The sequence below is a fragment of the Terribacillus sp. AE2B 122 genome (genome assembly GCF_902497585.1).
Lineage (GTDB): Bacteria > Bacillota > Bacilli > Bacillales > Amphibacillaceae > Terribacillus > Terribacillus saccharophilus_A.
This window is the reverse complement of record NZ_LR700942.1, coordinates 74,930-94,168: the sequence shown is the minus strand read 5'-3', so window position 1 is coordinate 94,168 and position 19,239 is coordinate 74,930. Positions and strand designations below refer to the sequence as shown.

General features: G+C 44.4%; 17 protein-coding genes. 1 reads left to right on the top strand and 16 read right to left on the bottom strand.

Features of this window, described 5'->3' with window-relative positions; all coding sequences use genetic code 11:
* Window positions 1-113: 113 nt before the first annotated feature.
* From speD to AE2B122_RS00380, 11 genes are all read right to left on the bottom strand, one after another.
* Entirely contained in the window at window positions 114-488 is a 375-nt protein-coding gene (speD, locus tag AE2B122_RS00430; RefSeq protein ID WP_038562156.1) for an adenosylmethionine decarboxylase, read from the bottom strand.
* A gap of 238 nt (window positions 489-726) precedes the next feature.
* Window positions 727-1,758, bottom strand: a complete 1,032-nt coding sequence (locus AE2B122_RS00425) for a glyceraldehyde-3-phosphate dehydrogenase (protein WP_095220164.1) — start codon at window positions 1,756-1,758, stop codon at window positions 727-729.
* A gap of 98 nt (window positions 1,759-1,856) precedes the next feature.
* On the bottom strand, window positions 1,857-2,465 hold the full coding sequence (gene coaE, locus AE2B122_RS00420; RefSeq protein ID WP_371809480.1) for a dephospho-CoA kinase: 609 nt from the start codon (window positions 2,463-2,465) through the stop codon (window positions 1,857-1,859).
* Between the two features lie 11 nt (window positions 2,466-2,476).
* Window positions 2,477-3,301 (bottom strand): DNA-formamidopyrimidine glycosylase, encoded by an 825-nt coding sequence (mutM, locus tag AE2B122_RS00415; RefSeq protein ID WP_095220163.1) that lies wholly within the window; start codon window positions 3,299-3,301, stop codon window positions 2,477-2,479.
* A 21-nt stretch (window positions 3,302-3,322) separates the two neighbouring features.
* Complete coding sequence (gene polA / locus AE2B122_RS00410; protein ID WP_175072795.1) at window positions 3,323-5,959, bottom strand: DNA polymerase I; 2,637 nt, start codon at window positions 5,957-5,959, stop codon at window positions 3,323-3,325.
* 92 nt (window positions 5,960-6,051) lie between these two features.
* Window positions 6,052-7,425, bottom strand: a complete 1,374-nt coding sequence (pnpS, locus tag AE2B122_RS00405) for a two-component system histidine kinase PnpS (RefSeq protein WP_095272596.1) — start codon at window positions 7,423-7,425, stop codon at window positions 6,052-6,054.
* The gene (locus AE2B122_RS00400) at window positions 7,425-8,120 is read right to left on the bottom strand and encodes a response regulator transcription factor (RefSeq protein WP_038562167.1); all 696 of its coding nucleotides are present in this window, start codon (window positions 8,118-8,120) and stop codon (window positions 7,425-7,427) included. The genes pnpS and AE2B122_RS00400 overlap by 1 nt, the downstream gene beginning before the upstream one ends.
* Window positions 8,121-8,624: 504 nt before the next feature.
* The gene (gene mdh, locus AE2B122_RS00395; RefSeq protein WP_175072794.1) at window positions 8,625-9,563 is read right to left on the bottom strand and encodes a malate dehydrogenase; all 939 of its coding nucleotides are present in this window, start codon (window positions 9,561-9,563) and stop codon (window positions 8,625-8,627) included.
* 21 nt (window positions 9,564-9,584) lie between these two features.
* Window positions 9,585-10,856, bottom strand: a complete 1,272-nt coding sequence (gene icd, locus AE2B122_RS00390) for an NADP-dependent isocitrate dehydrogenase (protein WP_095220159.1) — start codon at window positions 10,854-10,856, stop codon at window positions 9,585-9,587.
* A 73-nt stretch (window positions 10,857-10,929) separates the two neighbouring features.
* On the bottom strand, window positions 10,930-12,048 hold the full coding sequence (citZ, locus tag AE2B122_RS00385) for a citrate synthase (RefSeq protein ID WP_095220158.1): 1,119 nt from the start codon (window positions 12,046-12,048) through the stop codon (window positions 10,930-10,932).
* Between the two features lie 173 nt (window positions 12,049-12,221).
* Window positions 12,222-12,686 carry a DUF441 domain-containing protein gene (locus tag AE2B122_RS00380; RefSeq protein WP_095220157.1) on the bottom strand — a complete coding sequence of 155 codons (465 nt, stop codon included), beginning with the start codon at window positions 12,684-12,686 and terminating at the stop codon, window positions 12,222-12,224.
* Between the two features lie 45 nt (window positions 12,687-12,731).
* On the opposite strand from AE2B122_RS00380, the gene ytvI reads away from it, so the two are divergent.
* Window positions 12,732-13,850 carry a sporulation integral membrane protein YtvI gene (gene ytvI, locus AE2B122_RS00375; protein ID WP_175072793.1) on the top strand — a complete coding sequence of 373 codons (1,119 nt, stop codon included), beginning with the start codon at window positions 12,732-12,734 and terminating at the stop codon, window positions 13,848-13,850.
* On the opposite strand, the gene AE2B122_RS00370 is transcribed toward ytvI, so the two are convergent.
* From AE2B122_RS00370 to accD, 5 genes are all read right to left on the bottom strand, one after another.
* Window positions 13,847-14,239, bottom strand: coding sequence for an FxsA family protein (locus tag AE2B122_RS00370; RefSeq protein WP_175072792.1), 393 nt, complete (start codon window positions 14,237-14,239; stop codon window positions 13,847-13,849). The genes ytvI and AE2B122_RS00370 overlap by 4 nt on opposite strands.
* A gap of 98 nt (window positions 14,240-14,337) precedes the next feature.
* Window positions 14,338-16,098: a pyruvate kinase gene (gene pyk, locus AE2B122_RS00365; protein WP_095272609.1), complete on the bottom strand. Its 1,761-nt coding sequence runs from the start codon at window positions 16,096-16,098 to the stop codon at window positions 14,338-14,340.
* A 33-nt stretch (window positions 16,099-16,131) separates the two neighbouring features.
* The gene (pfkA, locus tag AE2B122_RS00360; protein WP_175072791.1) at window positions 16,132-17,091 is read right to left on the bottom strand and encodes a 6-phosphofructokinase; all 960 of its coding nucleotides are present in this window, start codon (window positions 17,089-17,091) and stop codon (window positions 16,132-16,134) included.
* A gap of 185 nt (window positions 17,092-17,276) precedes the next feature.
* A complete protein-coding gene (gene accA, locus AE2B122_RS00355) occupies window positions 17,277-18,230 on the bottom strand; it encodes an acetyl-CoA carboxylase carboxyl transferase subunit alpha (protein WP_095220152.1) in 954 nt (317 codons plus the stop codon).
* The gene (gene accD / locus AE2B122_RS00350) at window positions 18,227-19,084 is read right to left on the bottom strand and encodes an acetyl-CoA carboxylase, carboxyltransferase subunit beta (RefSeq protein WP_175072790.1); all 858 of its coding nucleotides are present in this window, start codon (window positions 19,082-19,084) and stop codon (window positions 18,227-18,229) included. The genes accA and accD overlap by 4 nt, the downstream gene beginning before the upstream one ends.
* Window positions 19,085-19,239: the final 155 nt, after the last annotated feature.

Here is a 19,239-nt window from a genome sequence, read left to right as displayed (position 1 = left end):
TAAAATGCGACCATAAGCTATCTATCCCTTATGTAGGCTTGCCATTTTCCCGAATTGAGATACAACATAAAAAAACCCTGTTCCTAAAAGGTACAGGGTTGGTTATCCAGGTATTAATGTGATTTCGGCTGTACTGCCACAGGACCCATGCCCCGCGGAAGCTCTGCTTTTTCACAGGTTTTAGCTTCAAGCGCGTCAATGATATAATCGGTTGCTACGTTCGGGTCAATGATGTTACCGCAAGTGTATACATCAATGCTGGCGTAGCCATGTTCCGGAAAACTGTGAATTGTCAGATGTGATTCAGAGATGATAACCACTCCGCTCACGCCATGCGGCGCAAATTTGTGGAAGGCAACCTCCCGTACTTCAGCTCCTGATTTCAATGCCGCGTCAACGAAGATCTGCTCGATCAGCTGCATGTCGTTCAGTTTTTCTGTGTTACAATCCCATAGTTCCGCTATAACATGTCTTCCCATTGTATCCAATGTACTTCCCCCTTTGAATATTTACCTAAAAAATAGATGCGTGAATTGCCACGGGGGAAAGTTAGTCCTAAGAGGTCCTAACCCTTTAAGCAGTCACTTGCTGCATAAATTCTTTAGGAAAACAGTTTTGACATCATGCTTGTATGCTGCAAAGAATGCATGCAAAAAGTAGTATATAGTGTTTGTACCTGTTTGGCAAGCATACGTTCAAAATTAGTACAAAGAGGGGGTTTTCCACTTAGACGACTTCTGCTTTATCCACTTTCAGAAGACTGCTGCCGACAAGCTGGGCCAAATCGACGACTCGGCAGGAGTACCCCCATTCATTATCGTACCAAGCAATAACCTTTATCTTTTTACCTTCCATAACGATAGTGGATAACCCATCAATTGTAGCCGATTGCGCAGTAGTCGTATAATCAATGCTGACCAATGGCTCTTCACTATAAGATACAATGCCACGCATATCCGTTTCTGCCGCTGTTCGGAACGCATCATTAACTTGCTCAGCTGTGACGGATTCTTCCACATCGACTACGAGATCAACAAGCGATACATTTGGAGTCGGAACACGTAATGCCATGCCGTGTAGCTTTCCCTTCAGATGCGGCAAGACTTCCGCAAGTGCTTTGGCCGCCCCTGTTGTCGTCGGAATGATAGATTGTGTACATCCTCTGGCTCTGCGTAGGTCTTTATGCGGATTATCGATATTTTTCTGGTCATTCGTGAAGCTATGAACAGTTGTCATCAGTCCGTTTTTAATCGCAAACCGTTCATCCAGTATTTTAACGACAGGAGCCAGGCAGTTTGTCGTACAGGAAGCGTTGGAAACGATATGATGCACATCACTTTCATATATCCGATCATTTACACCCATTACAATCGTTGCGTCCACATTTTTTCCAGGAGCTGTAATGACAACCTTTTTAGCGCCTGCATCCAAGTGCAGGGATGCAGTTTCCTGAGAACAGAACTTCCCGGTAGCTTCGATGACGACATCAACTTCTAGATCCTTCCATGGAAGCTGCGCTGGATTTCTTTCTCCTATGACACGGATCTTTTTCCCAGCGTAAACAATTGAGCCAGCTTCTGCGGAAATATCAGCATCCAAGTTACCATGCACGCTATCATAGCGGAGAAGATGAGCCAGCGTCTCTGCCGGATAAGAAGCATTCACTGCCACAATTTCCAAATCAGGCATTTCCATTGCTCGTCTGCAAACCAATCGTCCAATTCTGCCAAATCCATTAATCGCGATACGTGTTGTCATTATTATGCCTCCTCTAATGTGTCACACTATATATTGATTTATTGATATTAGTATAACATATTAAAGGGAAAATGCGAATAAAAAAGGAGCCCTTTTTGTTAGGCTCCTTCTCTTATGTTCCAAGTTAGCAAAAGCTTTTTCAGCTGCGCTCTCGTTTCATCCCTGCTGCCATTGTTATCAATGATTGCATCCGCTCGGGCTGCTTTGTCTGCCAATGGCATTTGGCTGTTGATTCGGTCCAATGCTGCCTGCTCAGTAAGATCATTTCGTTGCATCAGTCTTTCCAGCTGGATTCGCGGGTCCACATTTACAACAACAACCTTATCAACTAGATGCAATTGGTTGCCTTCAAATAATAGTGGTATATCAAGAACAACTGCTGGATGACCAGTTTTAAGACGATCGCGATTAGCTATCATCCTTTCCCTGACAACGGGATGGACGATACCATTCAAAATCTCGCGTTTCTCTTGATTTCGAAAGATAATTCCGCCTAGCTTCTGCCTGTCAAGCGACCCGTCAGGAAGCAATATCTCACTGCCGAATGAATCAACAATGCTATCCAAAGCAGGCTCACCCGGCTCGACTACCTCGCGGGCGACGATATCCGCATCAACAACCGGGATATTATATTCTTTGAACAAGTCGCTCACTGTACTTTTTCCGGATGCAATGCCGCCGGTCAGTCCAATTACAATACCCACCATTGAGTCCTCCTTTACTTCTGACAGGAAGTACAGATATGTGTGCCTCTTCCGCCTACTTTGATTTTGATGATTTCCCTGCCGCAATTCGGACATGGTGTTCCGTTCTGACCGTATACGAGCAGCTGCTGCTGGAACGTGCCGATCTTCCCTTGGCTGTTCACATAACTACGGATAGTGCTGCCGCCCTTTTCGACTGCTTCCAGCAATGTCTCAGCCGCTGCTTGCTGAATACGAACCAATTCCATGTCTTCCATCGAACTGCCTCGACGCTCCGGATGTACCCCGGCTTTAAACAATGTCTCATCAACATAGATATTGCCCAAACCTGCAACCACAGTCTGATCCAGCAGGATATTTTTGATCATCCTGCTGCTTCGCTGTACCTTGTCTTTGAAATAATCCAAAGTAAAAGCTTCATCAAAAGGCTCTGGCCCAACTAAGGTAAGCGGCGGTGTATCATTTTCCTGGCCTTCAGTGAACAGGTGCATCGTACCGAACTTGCGGACATCGTTATAACGGAGCTGTTCACCATTTGTCAGCTTGAAGATGACATGGGTATGCTTGTCCGATGGTTCTGTTTCCGGCTTGACGGAGAACTTTCCTTCCATACGCAAATGAGACACAAGTACATCTCCATCCAAGTAAAATAAAAGAAACTTTCCTTTTCGGCCAATCGAACGGAATGTTTGTCCTTTCAGCCGATTGATGAAGGCTTCCACACCTTCATCGAATTTAATAATTTTATGCCAGCGGACAGTGACATCTTCAATCGTCTTGCCGACGACAAGCTGTTCCAATGTCCTTCTTGCTGTTTCTACCTCAGGTAATTCCGGCATTCCTTGTCCTTCTTTCCTTACTTATTTCGCATCGTACCATGTCTTGCCGTATGCATATTCCACTTTCAGCGGTACATCCAGCTCAACAGCGTGTTCCATAACATCGGGTACTATTTCTTTCAATTTCTCGAGTTCAGATTCTGGTGCTTCCAGAATCAGTTCATCGTGCACCGAAAGCAAAAGCTTCGCTTCCATCTGTTCTGTTTCAAGACGTTCTGCCAAATCAATCATCGCTTTTTTGATGATGTCGGCTGCACTGCCTTGGATTGGTGTATTCATCGCTGTCCGTTCAGCAAAGCTTCGCACATTATAGTTCCTGCTGGTCAGATCCGGAAGATAGCGTCTGCGATTCATGAGCGTTGTTACAAAGCCTTTTTGCTTAGCATCCTGGACGATATCTTCCATGTATGTTTTTACACCAGGGAAACTCTTGAGATAACGATCGATGAACTGCTGTGCTTCCTTACGTGTGATACCGAGACTTTGAGATAATCCATAATCACTAATTCCATAAACGATACCAAAGTTAACTGCCTTCGCTTGGCGGCGCATGTTGCTGGTAATATCCTTCTCTTCAACATGAAAAACGTCCATTGCTGTCCGGCTGTGAATATCCATATCTTCATTGAATGCCTCAATCAATTTTTCATCCTTAGCGATATGCGCTAAAACTCGAAGCTCAATTTGAGAATAGTCAGCAGCAAAGATAACGGAATTCTCTTTTGACGGTACAAAGGCTTGTCTGATTTTACGACCTTCTTCAAGTCGGATCGGGATGTTCTGCAAATTCGGCTCAGTAGAGCTCAATCGACCGGTTTGTGTTAATGCCTGATTGAATCGTGTATGGATTTTATTCGTGTCCTTATCCACCACTTTCAAAAGTCCTTCTATATAAGTGGACTGCAGTTTCCCTAATTGACGGTATAAAAGAAGCTGCTGAATGATCTCATGCTGATCAGCAAGCTGTTCCAATATATCTGCTGATGTGGAATAGCCTGTTTTTGTTTTCTTGATGACCGGTAAACCCAGCTTTTCGAAAAGGATCGGTCCAAGCTGTTTTGGTGAGTTAAGATTGAATTCTTCGCCCGCAAGTTCGTACACCTTCTGCTCGATTTCCGATAATCTTCCGCCAAGCTCTTCCTTCATTTCCTTGATACGTTCCACATCAACCTGGACACCTAGATACTCCATTTCTCCAAGGATGCTGGCAAGCGGCATTTCCAGGTTACGGAATAAATCAAGCTGCTCGTTTTCCGAAAGCTTGGCTTCTGCTTCTGGCTTAAGCTGGTAGATGACCATCGCTTTTCTGGCAAGATGGTCACTGAAGGCTTCCAAATCCGGCACCTTCATTTTTGCGCCTTTTCCGTATACTTCTTCATCATATAAGACATTGTTTTTACCTAATCGATGCCCAATTGCCGGGATGTCATGATGATTCTCAGATGGATTGATCAAGTAAGACGCCAATAGTAGATCAAAATCAGCATTCTCCATCGTAATTCCGTGATGCAGCAATGCTACGACAGATCGTTTTACATCAAAAACCCATTTTGCTTTTGTACTATCTTCTGCCCACGCTTTGAACACATCTGATTCGTATGCGACATCTGAGGGTATGAAATATGCTCCGTTTGCATTGGCGAGGCCAAACCCTTCAATTTGAGCTGTATGATAGTTATCAGTCAGCATCTCGACAACAAGTGCATCTTCACCGGTGAACAGATCATCTGTGATGTTATCCACGATTGTTACATCCAGCGGTGTAAGCTCTTGAGATACTTCTTCTGGTGCACCTTCTTCACCAAGCCTGCCAAGCAGCGACTGGAATCCAAGATCTTTGAATATCGTACTCACAGCTGCAGGCTGAAAGCCATCATAATTAATTTCTTCAAGTCTTACTTCGATTGGCGCTTTTGTTTCTATTGTCGCCAACTCCCGGCTCATGAACGCCGATTCTTTATTATCGGTCAGCTTCTGCTTGATGCTTTTTCCTGATACGTCATCCAGCTGTTCGTAAATACGATCCAGCGTTTGGAACTGCTTTAGCAATTTGACAGCAGTCTTTTGGCCGACACCCGGAACTCCTGGTATATTATCGGAGCTATCGCCCATGAGTGCTTTCATATCGATAATCTGATCAGGTGTAACTTCCATGTTTTCCAATAGAAAGTCCGGTGTATAAGAATCAATCTCACTGATACCTTTTCTCGTAAGCTGAATAGTCGTCTTCTCACTAACAAGCTGCAATAAATCCTTGTCCCCGGAAATGACTTTAACCTCGAAATCATCCGCTTCTGCTTGTTTCGTCAATGTGCCGATAATATCATCCGCTTCATATTGATTTAGCTGATAATGCCTAATTGAGAATGCATCCAGTAATTCACGCAGCAGCGGGAATTGTTCCGATAATTCGGATGGTGTTTTCTGACGGCCACCTTTGTATTCTTTATACGTTTCATGACGGAAAGTCGTCTTCCCTGCATCAAAGGCGACTAGCAAATGTGTCGGTTTCTCATTTTCTAATATACGGAATAGCATTGTAGTGAATCCATAGATAGCATTTGTGTGGATTCCTTTATCATTATTCAGCAGCGGAAGCGCAAAAAAAGCACGATACGCGATGCTGTTCCCATCAATCAATACCAATTTTTTCGTCATACATCAAACTCCTTTATCATCGTTCCTGTCTCTTTTAATTAGTTTACCATGTTTCCTTGCCGAAACAAAAAAGATCGTCCAGCTGGACGATCTTAGCCAAGAGCCTTTGGCAATCGGATAGAAAACGTGGATCCTTTATTCACTTCGCTGCTTACCGTGATCGTTCCGCCATGCGCCTCCACCACGTGCTTGACAATAGCAAGACCCAGTCCCGTTCCGCCGGTATTACGGCTGCGAGCCTTATCAACACGGTAAAAACGCTCGAAAATACGATCGAGTGAATCTTCCGGAATTCCCATACCAGTATCAGATATCTCGGCAAACACTGCATCATTCGATTGTGTTACTTTCAACTTCACCTTCCCGCTTGGCGGTGAATAGTTGACGGCATTATTCATCAAGTTGATAACAAGCTGCTTTAACCTGTCCTCATCTCCGCGCATGATGACACTGTCAGGCAGCTCCAGCTCCACCTCGATTTGCTTGTTAGCTGCATGCTGCTCTATCATCGGCATAATCGCGTCGACCATATAGCGAAAATCAAGCCGCTCCATCCTCACTTGAAGTTCATCTTTCTCTAAACGAGAAAGCTCTAGCAAATCCTTCACCAATGCTTGAAGGCGCTGACTTTCATTATTAATAATCGTAATAAAGCGCTCCGTGAGCTCCTTATCATCCAATGCCCCTTCTTCCAGCAATGTTTCGGAAAAACCACGTATGGAAGTAAGCGGCGTTTTCAGTTCATGCGACACATTGGCCACAAAATCCTTCCGCATCTCCTCCACACGCTTCAGATCTGTAATCTCGTAGAAAACGAGAACAGCACCCTTCAAATCGTAGGAGTCATTGAAAATAGGTGCAGCGACAATTTCGAAAAAGCGCTTCTCTTTCTCCCGCTGCAATGTGAAAGCATCACGTACCTTCTCTTCGTAAAGGAAGGCCTCGGAAACAACATGATGGATATTGGTTTGTGAAATCGTATCATGATATACATGACCGATATAATCCTTGTCCTTGCCTCCGAATACGGAAAGGAACTTCCTGTTGACCAGGTGCACATATCCCCGTTCATCGACAAGCATCAAGCCACTTTCCATATTATCAATCACCGTTTCCAGCTGATCTTCCTGCATCTTCTCTAAGAGCTCTAGTTCGTGCAGATTTCGCGCAATCTGATTTACTGCGCGGATCAGGCGGCCGGCATCTCCATAAAAGTTTTCGTAATTCCTTGCCTTATAGTTCCCTTTCACCAGTTCCTCTGCCACTTCGGCAGTCATGGAAACAGGCTTGATATAGCGTTCCTGCAGTCGGTATAAGACCGAAATGATCAGTGCTGCACCGATCAGCAGGGCACTCCAAAGAATAAACCACTCGGAAGTGATTTGCATGAGGATAAAACCGATTGCCGCAAAGATCAGCAGGATGAGCGATCCATAGACGGCAATCCCATAAGAACTGCGACGCATTATTGCGGCTCCTCCATTTTATAGCCCAAGCCGCGGATCGTCTTAATATAGACAGGATGTTTAGAATCCGGTTCGATTTTTTCACGTAAATGACTGATGTGTACATCCACAATACGCGTATCTCCGACGAAGTCATAGTTCCAGACTGAGCTAAGCAGCTGATCTCGTGACATGACGCGTCCTTTGTTTTTTGATAAATACAGTAAGAGTTCAAATTCTTTGCGAGTGAAGCTCAAGGATTCTCCATTAATAGATGCTTCATATTGATCAGGGAAAATGGACAAGCCTGCAATCTTGATTTCGCCGCTTTCCATATAATTGTCACTTTTATTCGTGCGTCGCAAAATAGCTTTGATCCGCGCAACAACTTCTTTCGGGCTGAAAGGCTTCGTCAGATAATCATCTGCACCAAGCTCGAGACCGAGTACCTTGTCCAGTTCCTCATCCCGAGCAGTCAGCATGAGAATTGGCGTATCAATCTGCTTCTGTCGCAGCTGCTTGCACACTTCTGTTCCATCCAGTTCCGGAAGCATTAGATCAAGAACGATCATATCATATGTATTCTGCAAAGCCTTCTGCAGTCCAGACAAGCCATCGAAGGCTGTTTCCGTTTCGAACCCAGCTCTTTCTATATTGTATTGCAGCAATGTTACGATGGATTCTTCATCATCAACAATAAGTACTTTTTGTGCCATGGATACTAGCCCCCTCTATGCAACATCATACCGTTTTCCAACTGTAAAGTGAACCATACTAATTCGCTTTCTCTGTTAAGAGTTTGTAAATATAAGAAAACAGTGACCAATAGCTATCAATTTGCATCACCGCTACGGAAATACACTCCGCTTTCCATGGGCGTAGGAGTCTCCATGTATTTCCTTCGCTAGTTAGTCGTAACACTTCGTTAAAACACGAAAACCACTTTTAGCATTTATAAAATACTAAGTAACTCGGAGACATTTAATATAATATTTCCATAATATGATGTAGTACTGGTGTTCGGTTCGCCTCCATTTCTGGTATTTCTCTGGAACGTTCTCTTGTTCTTTTTTTACTTTTTTTATAATTGTATGACTTAACCTTACACCAAAAATAAATAGATAGAAAAATCCGAACTTGTCCAAATTCTTTATAAAAGAATTTGCAACATAGTTCGGATTTTCTTTGTCAGGCAATATTTGCCCAGTCTATTCGTTATATTATTGAAGCACAGTCATGACTTTACGTACAGAATCGACGGATTTATCAAGCTGCGATTTTTCGTCATCTGTAAGCTCAAGCTGGATGATATCCTCCAGGCCGCTGCCACCGATTATTGTCGGTACACCTAAGAATAGATCGTTGTAGCCATATTCACCTTCCAGATAAGCAATAGCTGGAAGAACACGGCGCTGATCCTTCAGGATAGCTTCTACCATCACGAGCAAGGATGCTGCCGGTGCGTAATACGCACTTCCGTTTCCTAGAAGGTTGACGATTTCACCGCCGCCTTTACGTGTACGTTCCACAATCGCATTGAGGCGATCTTCCGGAATCAATGTCTCGAGCGGAATTCCGCCTGCATAGGAGTAACGGATAAGCGGGACCATGTCGTCTCCATGTCCACCAAGAACGAAGCCAGTGATATCCTTGATGGATAGGTTAAGCTCTTCCGCTACGAATGTACGGAAACGAGCTGTATCAAGAACACCGGACTGACCGATTACACGGTTACGCGGGAATCCGGATGTTTTATACACTGTATATGTCATTGCATCAACCGGGTTGGTCAATACAACAATGATGCTATCCGGAGAATACTTCACAACCTGTTCAGTAACAGATTTCATGATCTTGCTGTTTGTATTCACAAGATCATCGCGGCTCATTCCAGGCTTACGAGCGATACCTGCAGTGATGACAACCACATCGGAATCCTTCGTGTCAGCATAGTCTGACGTACCTTTCACATGTGCATCGAACCCCTGAACCGGAGATGCCTCCAGCATATCCAAGGCTTTACCCTTGGTTGGGTTCTCCATGTCTGGGATGTCGACTAGCACGACATCCGCAAGCTCTTTCTGCGCGATCAGGAATGCTGTTGTAGCCCCTGTAAAACCACTACCGATTACGGATACTTTTCTGCGTTTGATTGCCATGATGTTTCCTCCTTCGACACATTAGTCCATATTTTTGATCAGTTCATCACCGAATTCGGACGCCTTCACTTCTGTAGCACCGTCCATCAAGCGGGCAAAATCATATGTGACAACTTTGGAAGCAATCGTCTTGTCCATAGCTTTTGTGATTAAATCTGCTGCTTCTCTCCAGCCAAGGTGCTCAAGAAGAAGCACTCCGGAAAGGATTACAGAAGATGGATTCACTTTATCCAAGCCAGCATACTTTGGCGCTGTACCATGAGTAGCTTCAAAGATGGCATGACCTGTTTCATAGTTGATATTCGCTCCTGGTGCGATACCGATACCACCGACTTGTGCAGCAAGTGCATCGGAAATGTAATCTCCATTCAAGTTCATCGTCGCCACTACGTCAAACTCTGCAGGACGAGTCAGGATCTGCTGAAGGAAGATATCTGCAATCGCATCTTTAATGACAATCTTGCCAGCCGCTTCCGCTTCCTGCTGTGCTTTGTCAGCAGCTTCACGGCCTTGATCTTCAGCAATCTTATCATACTGCTGCCATGTGAATACTTTGTCGCCATATTCAGCTTCAGCAAGTTCGTAACCCCAGTTTTTGAAGGCTCCTTCGGTGAATTTCATGATGTTGCCTTTATGAACCAGTGTTACGCTTTTTCTATTTTCTTGGATTGCGTAGTCAATTGCTGCGCGCACCAATCGCTGTGTTCCTTCTTCCGATACAGGCTTGATGCCGATACCAGATGTTTCCGGGAAGCGAATGTTATGTACTCCCATTTCATTCTCAAGGAAATCGATGACTTTTTTCACTTCCGGTGAGCCCTTCTGCCATTCGATACCAGCATAGATATCTTCCGTATTCTCACGGAAAATCACCATATCCGTATCCTCTGGCTTCTTCACTGGTGAAGGAACACCTCTGAAGTAGCGGACCGGACGTAAGCAAGTAAACAAATCAAGCTCTTGTCTTAGCGCTACGTTCAATGAACGAATACCGCCGCCAACCGGCGTTGTCAATGGACCTTTGATTGCAATCTTGTATTCGCGGATAACATCAAGTGTTTCTTCCGGGAGCCATTCGCCTGTCTTATCGAATGCTTTCTGACCTGCATAAACTTCTTTCCATTCAATTGACTTCTCGCCTTTGTAAGCCTTATCTACAGCAGCCTCGAGTACACGGCTTGCGGCAGCCCAAATATCAGGACCTGTTCCATCTCCTTCGATGAAAGGGATGACCGGACGGTCTGGTACTTGCAGCGCTCCGTTTGTTACTGTGATTTTGTTTGCTTCAGCCATGTTCGATTCCTCCTAAATAAAATCTGATACTCTATCAGTTTAGCAAATATTTTCCTTTGTGGTTGTAAAAATATTAGACTCTTTCTTCTAATGCTGTAAACGTACGATGTGTTTCCCCGACATATTCTGCTCGTGGACGAATCAGACGGTTGTCTGAGTATTGTTCCAGGATATGTGCAATCCATCCTGAGAAACGGCTCACTGTAAAGATCGGTGTATAAAGATCATGATCGATCCCTAAGCTGTAATAGCATGTAGCGGAATAGAAATCGACGTTTGCCGGAAGGTTTTTCTCGCGCTTGACGATGTCTTCTACTTTTACGCTCATTTCATACCATTTTGTCTGCCCGGATATCTCTGTCAGTTCACGAGACATTTCTTTTAAGAATTTTGCACGCGGATCACCAGATTTATAGACACGGTGTCCCATACCCATGATCTTCTCTTTGTTTGCAAATTTCTTTTCAAGATACGGTTCTACATTGTCAATCTCACCAATGTCGAACAACATCTCCATAACTGCTTCGTTTGCGCCTCCATGAAGCGGGCCTTTTAATGCACCAATTGCTGCTGTAAGACCTGAATACATATCAGACAATGTACCGACACAGACACGTGCAGTAAATGTAGATGCATTCAATTCATGGTCAGCGTGAAGCACAAGTGCCTTATTCATCGCTTCAATCTCAATGTCACTTGGTTCTTTCTCGTTGAACATATACAGGAAATTCGCAGCATAGCTGTAATCTTCCCGTGGTGTCACTGGTTCCTGACCGGAACGGATACGAGAAAAAGTTGCAACTAGCGTTGCAATCTGTGCCTGAAGACGGATTGCCTTCTTAGCATTCGCTTCTGGTGTATTCACTTCTGCATCCTCATCGTACAACCCAAGCAGTGAAACAGCAGTGCGAAGTGCAGCCATCGGATGAACCGCTTTCAAATCAAAAGATTTTAAGTGTTCGATGACCGGTTCTGGCAGCTTTGCCTGCGCAGCCAATTCCCCTTTTAGCTGTGCAAGCTGCTCCTCAGTCGGCAGCTCATCATGCCATAACAAATAAATTACTTCCTCGAAACTGGAATTACTAGCAAGATCATCAATGCTATAGCCTGCATAAGTCAGTTGATCGTCAATAATTGAGCTGATCTTTGATTCTGCCGCTACAACACCTTCAAGCCCCTTAACTACTGCCATGTTAATCTCTCCCCTTTAGTAAAAGTTAAATCCATAACATGTGTAATAAAAAATTCAAGTTGCTAGATATTTGAGTGAAGCACTTTCATTATAAACATAATATAACTGTTTGTGAAATGAAAACGTTTTAATTTTTTTGTTTTCTTTATTATTTGAATAATATCAATTTTTCATCATTTAGTAAATAGCCCAACAATCTGGAACACCATATAAGCAATCCCCGCTCCTATCAGCGGTCCAACCGCAACACCGTTTAACAGCACAACAGCAAGGATTGTACCTATTACAAGGGCTACTGTCACCTGTGGATCTGAAGACATCAGATTCACACCGTATTTTCCTAAAACCGCAACAAGAATACCTGCTGCTAATGCTACCCAGGCATAATATGATTTCACACTTGCATATAAATCTTTGAAGCCAATTTCTCCGCTTGCAATTGGGACAAGTACCGCAATCGTAAGGACGGTGATTCCAATACTTAAACCTTTGGAAGCTAGAAATGGGAATACCTTGTCATCTAACTGCAGTACTTTAATGCCAAGTAAAACGTATGCAGCGATCGTAATGGATTGGTTCTTTCCGATGATTCCTAATATAAGAATGATTACTAAAAATAATGATGATGTGTTTAACAAAATTTTTCCTCCAAACTTTCTTCACTAATAAAAGGATGTGAGCTTATGCAAATGACAACACTTCACCAAATGCTGCGATTATGTATTGTCCTTGGATCCATCGCGGGCAGTATTGCAATCATTATGCTGGCCGCTCCTTATGTATATCCATTTATCATCTCGGTCATCCTAGCAATTCTGATGAATCCTGCTGTCCGTCTGATTGAGCAAAAAACAGCCTTGAACAGGACCGCAGCTGTTGCACTGATACTATTGATATTTTTAGGTTTCTGTCTTGCTGGTCTTGCGTTGGCAGTAAATGAAATTGCCCAAGGCGCAGCTTATCTGGCTAAGACTGTACCCGTACATTTCACTGATTTTATAGGTTATGTACAAAAACTGGCGGAGCTTTATATTGTGCCATATTATGAGCGATTGATGTCTTTTCAACAGGAATTGAACCCTGACCAGCAAGAAGCATTGGATGAGAATTTGCAAGCAGTCATTCAGCATCTGTCTGCAACACTTGGAGAAGGCATTCAAACTGCACTGGAAGCTGTTCCTATGTTGCTTGGCAAGGCACCTCTTTATATAAGCGTTTGTATTTTTGCCTTGCTAGGCACTTTTTTCATCTGTAAGGACTGGGAAAATATCTCTGCGTTCCTAAATCGATTTCTACCTTCTCTACTACTCTCTTCCGCCAAGCAAGTAGGCAAGGGCCTAAAAAAAGCATGCTTTGGATTCCTAAAAGCACAGGCTTTGCTCTTGAGTTTGACTTTCGTGATTATGTGTATCGGTTTTGCTGTACTGCGCATTGAGCATCCGATTGCTACAGCTTTCTTCATTTCCCTTATTGATATCGTACCTTATCTCGGAACAGGGATTGTCTTCGTTCCTTGGATTCTGTACAGCTTTCTCACCGGGAATTTCTCTTTAACGATTGGACTGGCTGTGCTTTATCTCGTAATCGTGCTGCAGCGTCAGCTAATGGAACCCAATCTACTGTCAGTCCAGATCGGGCTCAATCCGTTAGCTACTCTGATTGCTGTCTTTGCTGGATTCCAGCTGTTAGGCTTTATCGGCCTTTTAGCCGGCCCGGTACTATTAGTTGTCCTGCATACGCTTTACCATACAGGTGTTCTGCGTGTCCTCTGGCAATATATCAAATCTGGCAAACAGATTTAACGGCGGTAGACACGAATCGTATTTTTCGCTATAAGCCGCATAAGCAGCGCCTGTACCCAGTAACGAAGTCTTTTACGGGTAAACGGCAGTAAAAACAATAGACCTATCAAATCACTGAAAAATCCGGGAAGCAATAGAAGGAATCCCCCAATCAGAATGCAAGTACCGTTAAGTAGTTCATCAGTCGGCGGCTGCCCACTCTGCATTTGCTCCTTTGCCCTCCTATATGTCTGGATTCCTTCACGGCGCGCCAACGCAACTCCAAGCAGACCTGTTGCCACGATAAGAAGGAAAAGCCAAAGAAAACCGATTTCCATTCCAGCCCAGATGAAGAATGTTATTTCAATAGCCGGGAACAAGATAAAAAGGAAAAGTAACGCTTTTTTCATACACAACGCTCCAATAAATCAGGATAATTCAAGTGTACCACAGCCTTGTAAAATGAAAAAAGGAGAGGGTCTCATACCCTCTCCTCGTCTCTTATATCTTAAAGAACACTTGCATGACCGTCGTAAATATCACCTTTGGCTGCATCAACTGTTACTAGTGCGCCATTAGAGATTTTTGTTGCTGCTTCCGCTACACCAACTACGACTGGGATACCAAGGCTTAAGCCGACAACCGCTGCGTGGGATGTCAAACCGCCTTCTTCAACAATAAGACCGCCAGCTTTTTCGATTGCTGGCATCATGTCTTTATCTGTGCCGTACGTTACAAGGATATCTCCTGGCTGAAGAAGACGCTGTGCTTCTTCGGCATCCTTTGCAACGACTGCTTTACCATAGACACTGCCTTTTCCGATGCCTTGTCCTTTAGCAAGGATATCACCGATAACATGTACTTTCATCAAGTTAGTTGTACCAGTTTCTCCTACAGGTACACCTGCAGCGATGATGATACGGTCCCCGCGCTTGAACAATTCAGTAGATAGTCCTGTATCTACCGCAAGATCCAGCATATCATCTGTAGATTCTACGCGTTCACCAGTAATCGCCTGTACACCCCATACAAGGGCTAGTCTGCGGTTTGTTGCTTCATCAAATGTAACTGCTACGATAGGTGCTTTCGGACGATACTTGGAAATCATCTTAGCAGTGTAGCCACTTGAAGTAGCAGTAACGATTGCGCTGACACTCAAGTTAATAGCAGTATGACCAACTGACTGGCTGATTGCATCTGTAATTGTCATATCACTTGCTTTGGATCGCTCATCAAGAATTGCTTTATGATCAAGTGCAGTCTCTGCTTTGCGAGCAATATTGTTCATCGTGCGGACAGCCTCGACAGGGTAGTTACCTGCAGCTGTTTCACCAGAAAGCATGATCGCGTCTGTACCATCGAAAATCGCATTCGCAACGTCAGATGCTTCTGCACGTGTCGGGCGCGGGTTACGCTGCATGCTGTCAAGCATCTGCGTTGCAGTGATAACTGGCTTACCAGCGATATTACATTGCTTGATCATTTCTTTTTGTGCCAATGGTACATCTTCTGCCGGGATTTCAACGCCTAGGTCACCACGTGCAACCATTAGACCGTCACTCACCTGCAAAATAGAATCCAGGTTGTCGAAGCCTTCCTGGTTTTCGATTTTCGGGATGATTTGGACATGGCCAGCTTCATGCTTTTCAAGCAATTCACGGATTTCCAATACATCAGATGGGCGTCTTACGAAGGAAGCAGCGATGAAATCAATGCCTTGTTCGATTCCGAACTCGATGTCGCTTGCATCCTTGTCCGTAATACCCGGAAGGTTTACGCTGACACCTGGCACATTGACACCTTTTTTGTTTTTAAGCAAACCGGAGTTCAATGCTTTTGTTTTGATTTCATTATTCGCCTTATCGATGTCCAGTACTTCCAACTCGATCAAGCCGTCATCCAATAGAAACTTCGAGCCGACATGAACATCATTGATTAAGCCAGGATATGTTACAGAGAATCTCTCTTTGGAACCTTCCAGCTCAGTCATGCTGACAAAGATCTCGTCACCTTTTTCGATATTCGCTTCTCCGCCTTGCAGGACGCCAGTACGAATCTCAGGACCTTTTGTATCCAAAAGGATAGCTACCGTTTTACCTGTGCGCTTTGATGCTTCGCGGATATTCTTGATGCGGGCGCCATGCTCCTCAAAATCACCGTGAGAGAAGTTAAGGCGTGCAACATTCATGCCTTCCTCGATAAGCTGAACTAGTGTTTCTACGGACTCAGAAGCTGGTCCAATTGTACATACGATTTTTGTTTTTCTCATTATGAGAATCCTCCTTCAGTAGTGCAAGAACTATTAGATCGATAATTCCTGGGATAGCTTATACATGTCCAGGTCGATTTCGTGTCTCTGGTCTAAAATTTCCAGAATGTCGTGATCCACAAGTTTGTTATTTTGAATTCCTACCATGCGTCCGGATTTGCCTTCAAGCAATAGATCAACTGCGTGCGCGCCTAGTCGGCTTGCTAGCACACGATCATTTGCTGTAGGCGATCCGCCCCTTTGCACATGTCCCAAAATAGTCACTCGTGTATCCATATTCGTTGCTTCCTCGATACGTTTGCCGAACTCAAACCCACTGCCGACTCCTTCTGCAACGATGATGATACTATGTTTCTTTCCGCGTTCCTGACCGCGCTTCAGACGCTCGATTACGTCATTGAAGTCTGTCGGCTGTTCAGGAATCAGAATACTTTCAGCACCGTCTGCAAGACCTGCCCATAAGGCGATGTCACCTGCATGGCGGCCCATTACTTCGACTACATACGTACGCTCATGGCTAGTAGCAGTATCGCGAACTTTATCAATAGCTTCGATAACTGTGTTCAGTGCTGTATCAAACCCAATTGTAAAATCTGTACCTGGAATATCATTATCAATCGTTCCCGGTACACCGATGCATGGATAGCCTTTTTGCGTCAGCTTCTCTGCTCCGCGGAATGAACCGTCACCACCAATGACAACAAGTCCCTCGATGCCAATACGCTTTAGCTGCTCAATTCCTTTATTCTGTCCTTCATCGGTCTTGAATTCTTCACAGCGGGCTGTGTGGAGTACTGTTCCGCCACGCTGAATGATATCGCCGACTGACCCAAGATCCAGCTGTTTGATATTTCCATCAATCAAGCCTTGATAGCCGTTGTATATACCATACACTTCCAAATCATGATAAATAGCCTTTCTTACGACAGAACGGATTGCCGCGTTCATGCCCGGAGAATCCCCTCCGCTTGTTAGAACACCTATCTTTTTCATGCGCTCACCTCTAAGCAATTTCGATTATAGAACTTTTATACCCTCTCAAAGATAATCCTTATCCAACTTATTATCAAATAAAAACATATAATTTTCTTATTAAAAAAAGTAAGAGAAAGAATTCCGCAAAAAAGCCTATGTAAATCGTTTACAGAAGCGGAAGATGAATCCAAATGTTCAGGTGCTTATTCAGCAAACGAACCAATATTACTGTATTTTTCCCATCTTTGTTCCAGCAATACTTGCTTGTCCAATTTTTCCAATTGAGAAAGATGTTCAGCAATTGCTTGATCCACAAGCTCTGCCTGAGCCGACAGATCCCGATGAGCACCTCCGCGAATTTCCGGAATGATGTCATCAATGACGCCTAGCTCTTTCAGGTCGGGTGCCGTGATCTTAAGTTTTTCAGCTGCTTCCTTCGCCTTGCCGCCGTCTTTCCACAGGATGGAAGCTGCTCCTTCCGGTGAAATGACAGAGAACGTTGAGTTTTCCAGCATAAGCAGGCGATCTCCAACACCAAGCGCCAATGCGCCGCCGCTGCCTCCTTCTCCGATAACGATACAAATGATCGGCACTTCGAAGCCAGACATTTCCATTAAGTTACGAGCAATCGCTTCACTTTGTCCTCGTTCTTCTGCTGCTCGACCCGGGAAAGCACCCTTTGTATCGATAAAGCAAATGATTGGACGTCCGAATTTAGCAGCTTGCTGCATGTGACGTGCTGCCTTCCGGAAACCTTCCGGATGCGGCATGCCGAAATTACGACGGATATTCTCTTTTGTCGTTTTGCCGCGCTGATGTCCAACGATTGTTACGGGGCGACCTTTGTACTTGGCGATACCTGCAACAATTGCAGCATCATCTCCATAATATCGATCGCCGTGGAACTCCAGGAAATCAGTGAAAAGCTGTTCAACATAATCAAGTGTCGTCGGACGCTCTGCATGCCGTGCCATTTGCACACGATCCCAAGGCTTCAGATTTGTGTATATATCATTTTCCAGCCTTTCAAGCCGCGTCTCCAGCTTAACGATTTCTTCCGTTAAATCTAGGTCGCTCTCCTTCGTGAATGTCTTCAGCTCTGCAATCTTCTCGCGCAGAGCGATGACTGGCTTCTCGAATTCCAATACTTGTTTCATGATACGTTTCCTCCTGCTTGATGGATATCGAGGATCGTGGTCAGATATTTTTTCATATCATGGCGATTGATAACATCATCCAGCTGTCCATGCGCCAATAGGAATTCCGCAGTCTGGAAGTCCTCCGGAAGCTTCTCGCGGATTGTTTCTTCTACAACACGTCTGCCTGCAAAGCCGATTAGAGCACCAGGCTCAGCAAAGTTATAGTCCCCAAGCGACGCAAAACTTGCAGAAACTCCTCCATATGTAGGATTCGTCATGACAGAAATCATCAGTCCGCCAGCATCACGGAATCGCTGGACAGCAGCAGACGTCTTGGCCATCTGCATAAGACTCAAAGCACCCTCTTGCATCCTGGCACCGCCAGATGCAGTGAAAATGATAAACGGAATGTTCGCTTCACGCGCTTTTTCAATTGCACGAGCAATCTTTTCCCCTACAACAGATCCCATGCTTGCCATTCGGAAGCGAGAGTCCATGACAGCAAATGCAGTACGGAAACCGTTGATCGTACCTTCACCGGTTACAACTGCTTCCTTTAATCCTGTTTTCAGCTGGTCTTTCTCAAGCTTCTGCATATAGCTTGGAAATCCAAGCGGATTGCCGGTTTTAAGTTCTGTATCATATTCCATAAATGAACCTTCGTCGAACAAGTTGTTAATTCGCTCGTCAGAAGGCAATTGATGATGGTGACCGCAGTTCGGACACACATACAATTGCTTTCTCATCTCTTCCCGGTAGTAGATCTTCCCACAGTCCGAGCATTTGAGCATGAGTCCTTCAGGAATATCCTGCTTCGCCTCTTCACTCGGCTTGGAAGCATGTTTCTTCTTGCTAAAAAAATCTTTAAGCAAGGTAATTCCTCCTTTTGAACAAACGCATCTAACTATTTATTGTACCATCATTTCCATGGACGTGCGCGTTAAATTCAACTATGTAAATAGATATAACCTGCGTTAGACAGACATTTCCCAACAATGGAAACGTCTTCCTGTGCAGGTTACATGTC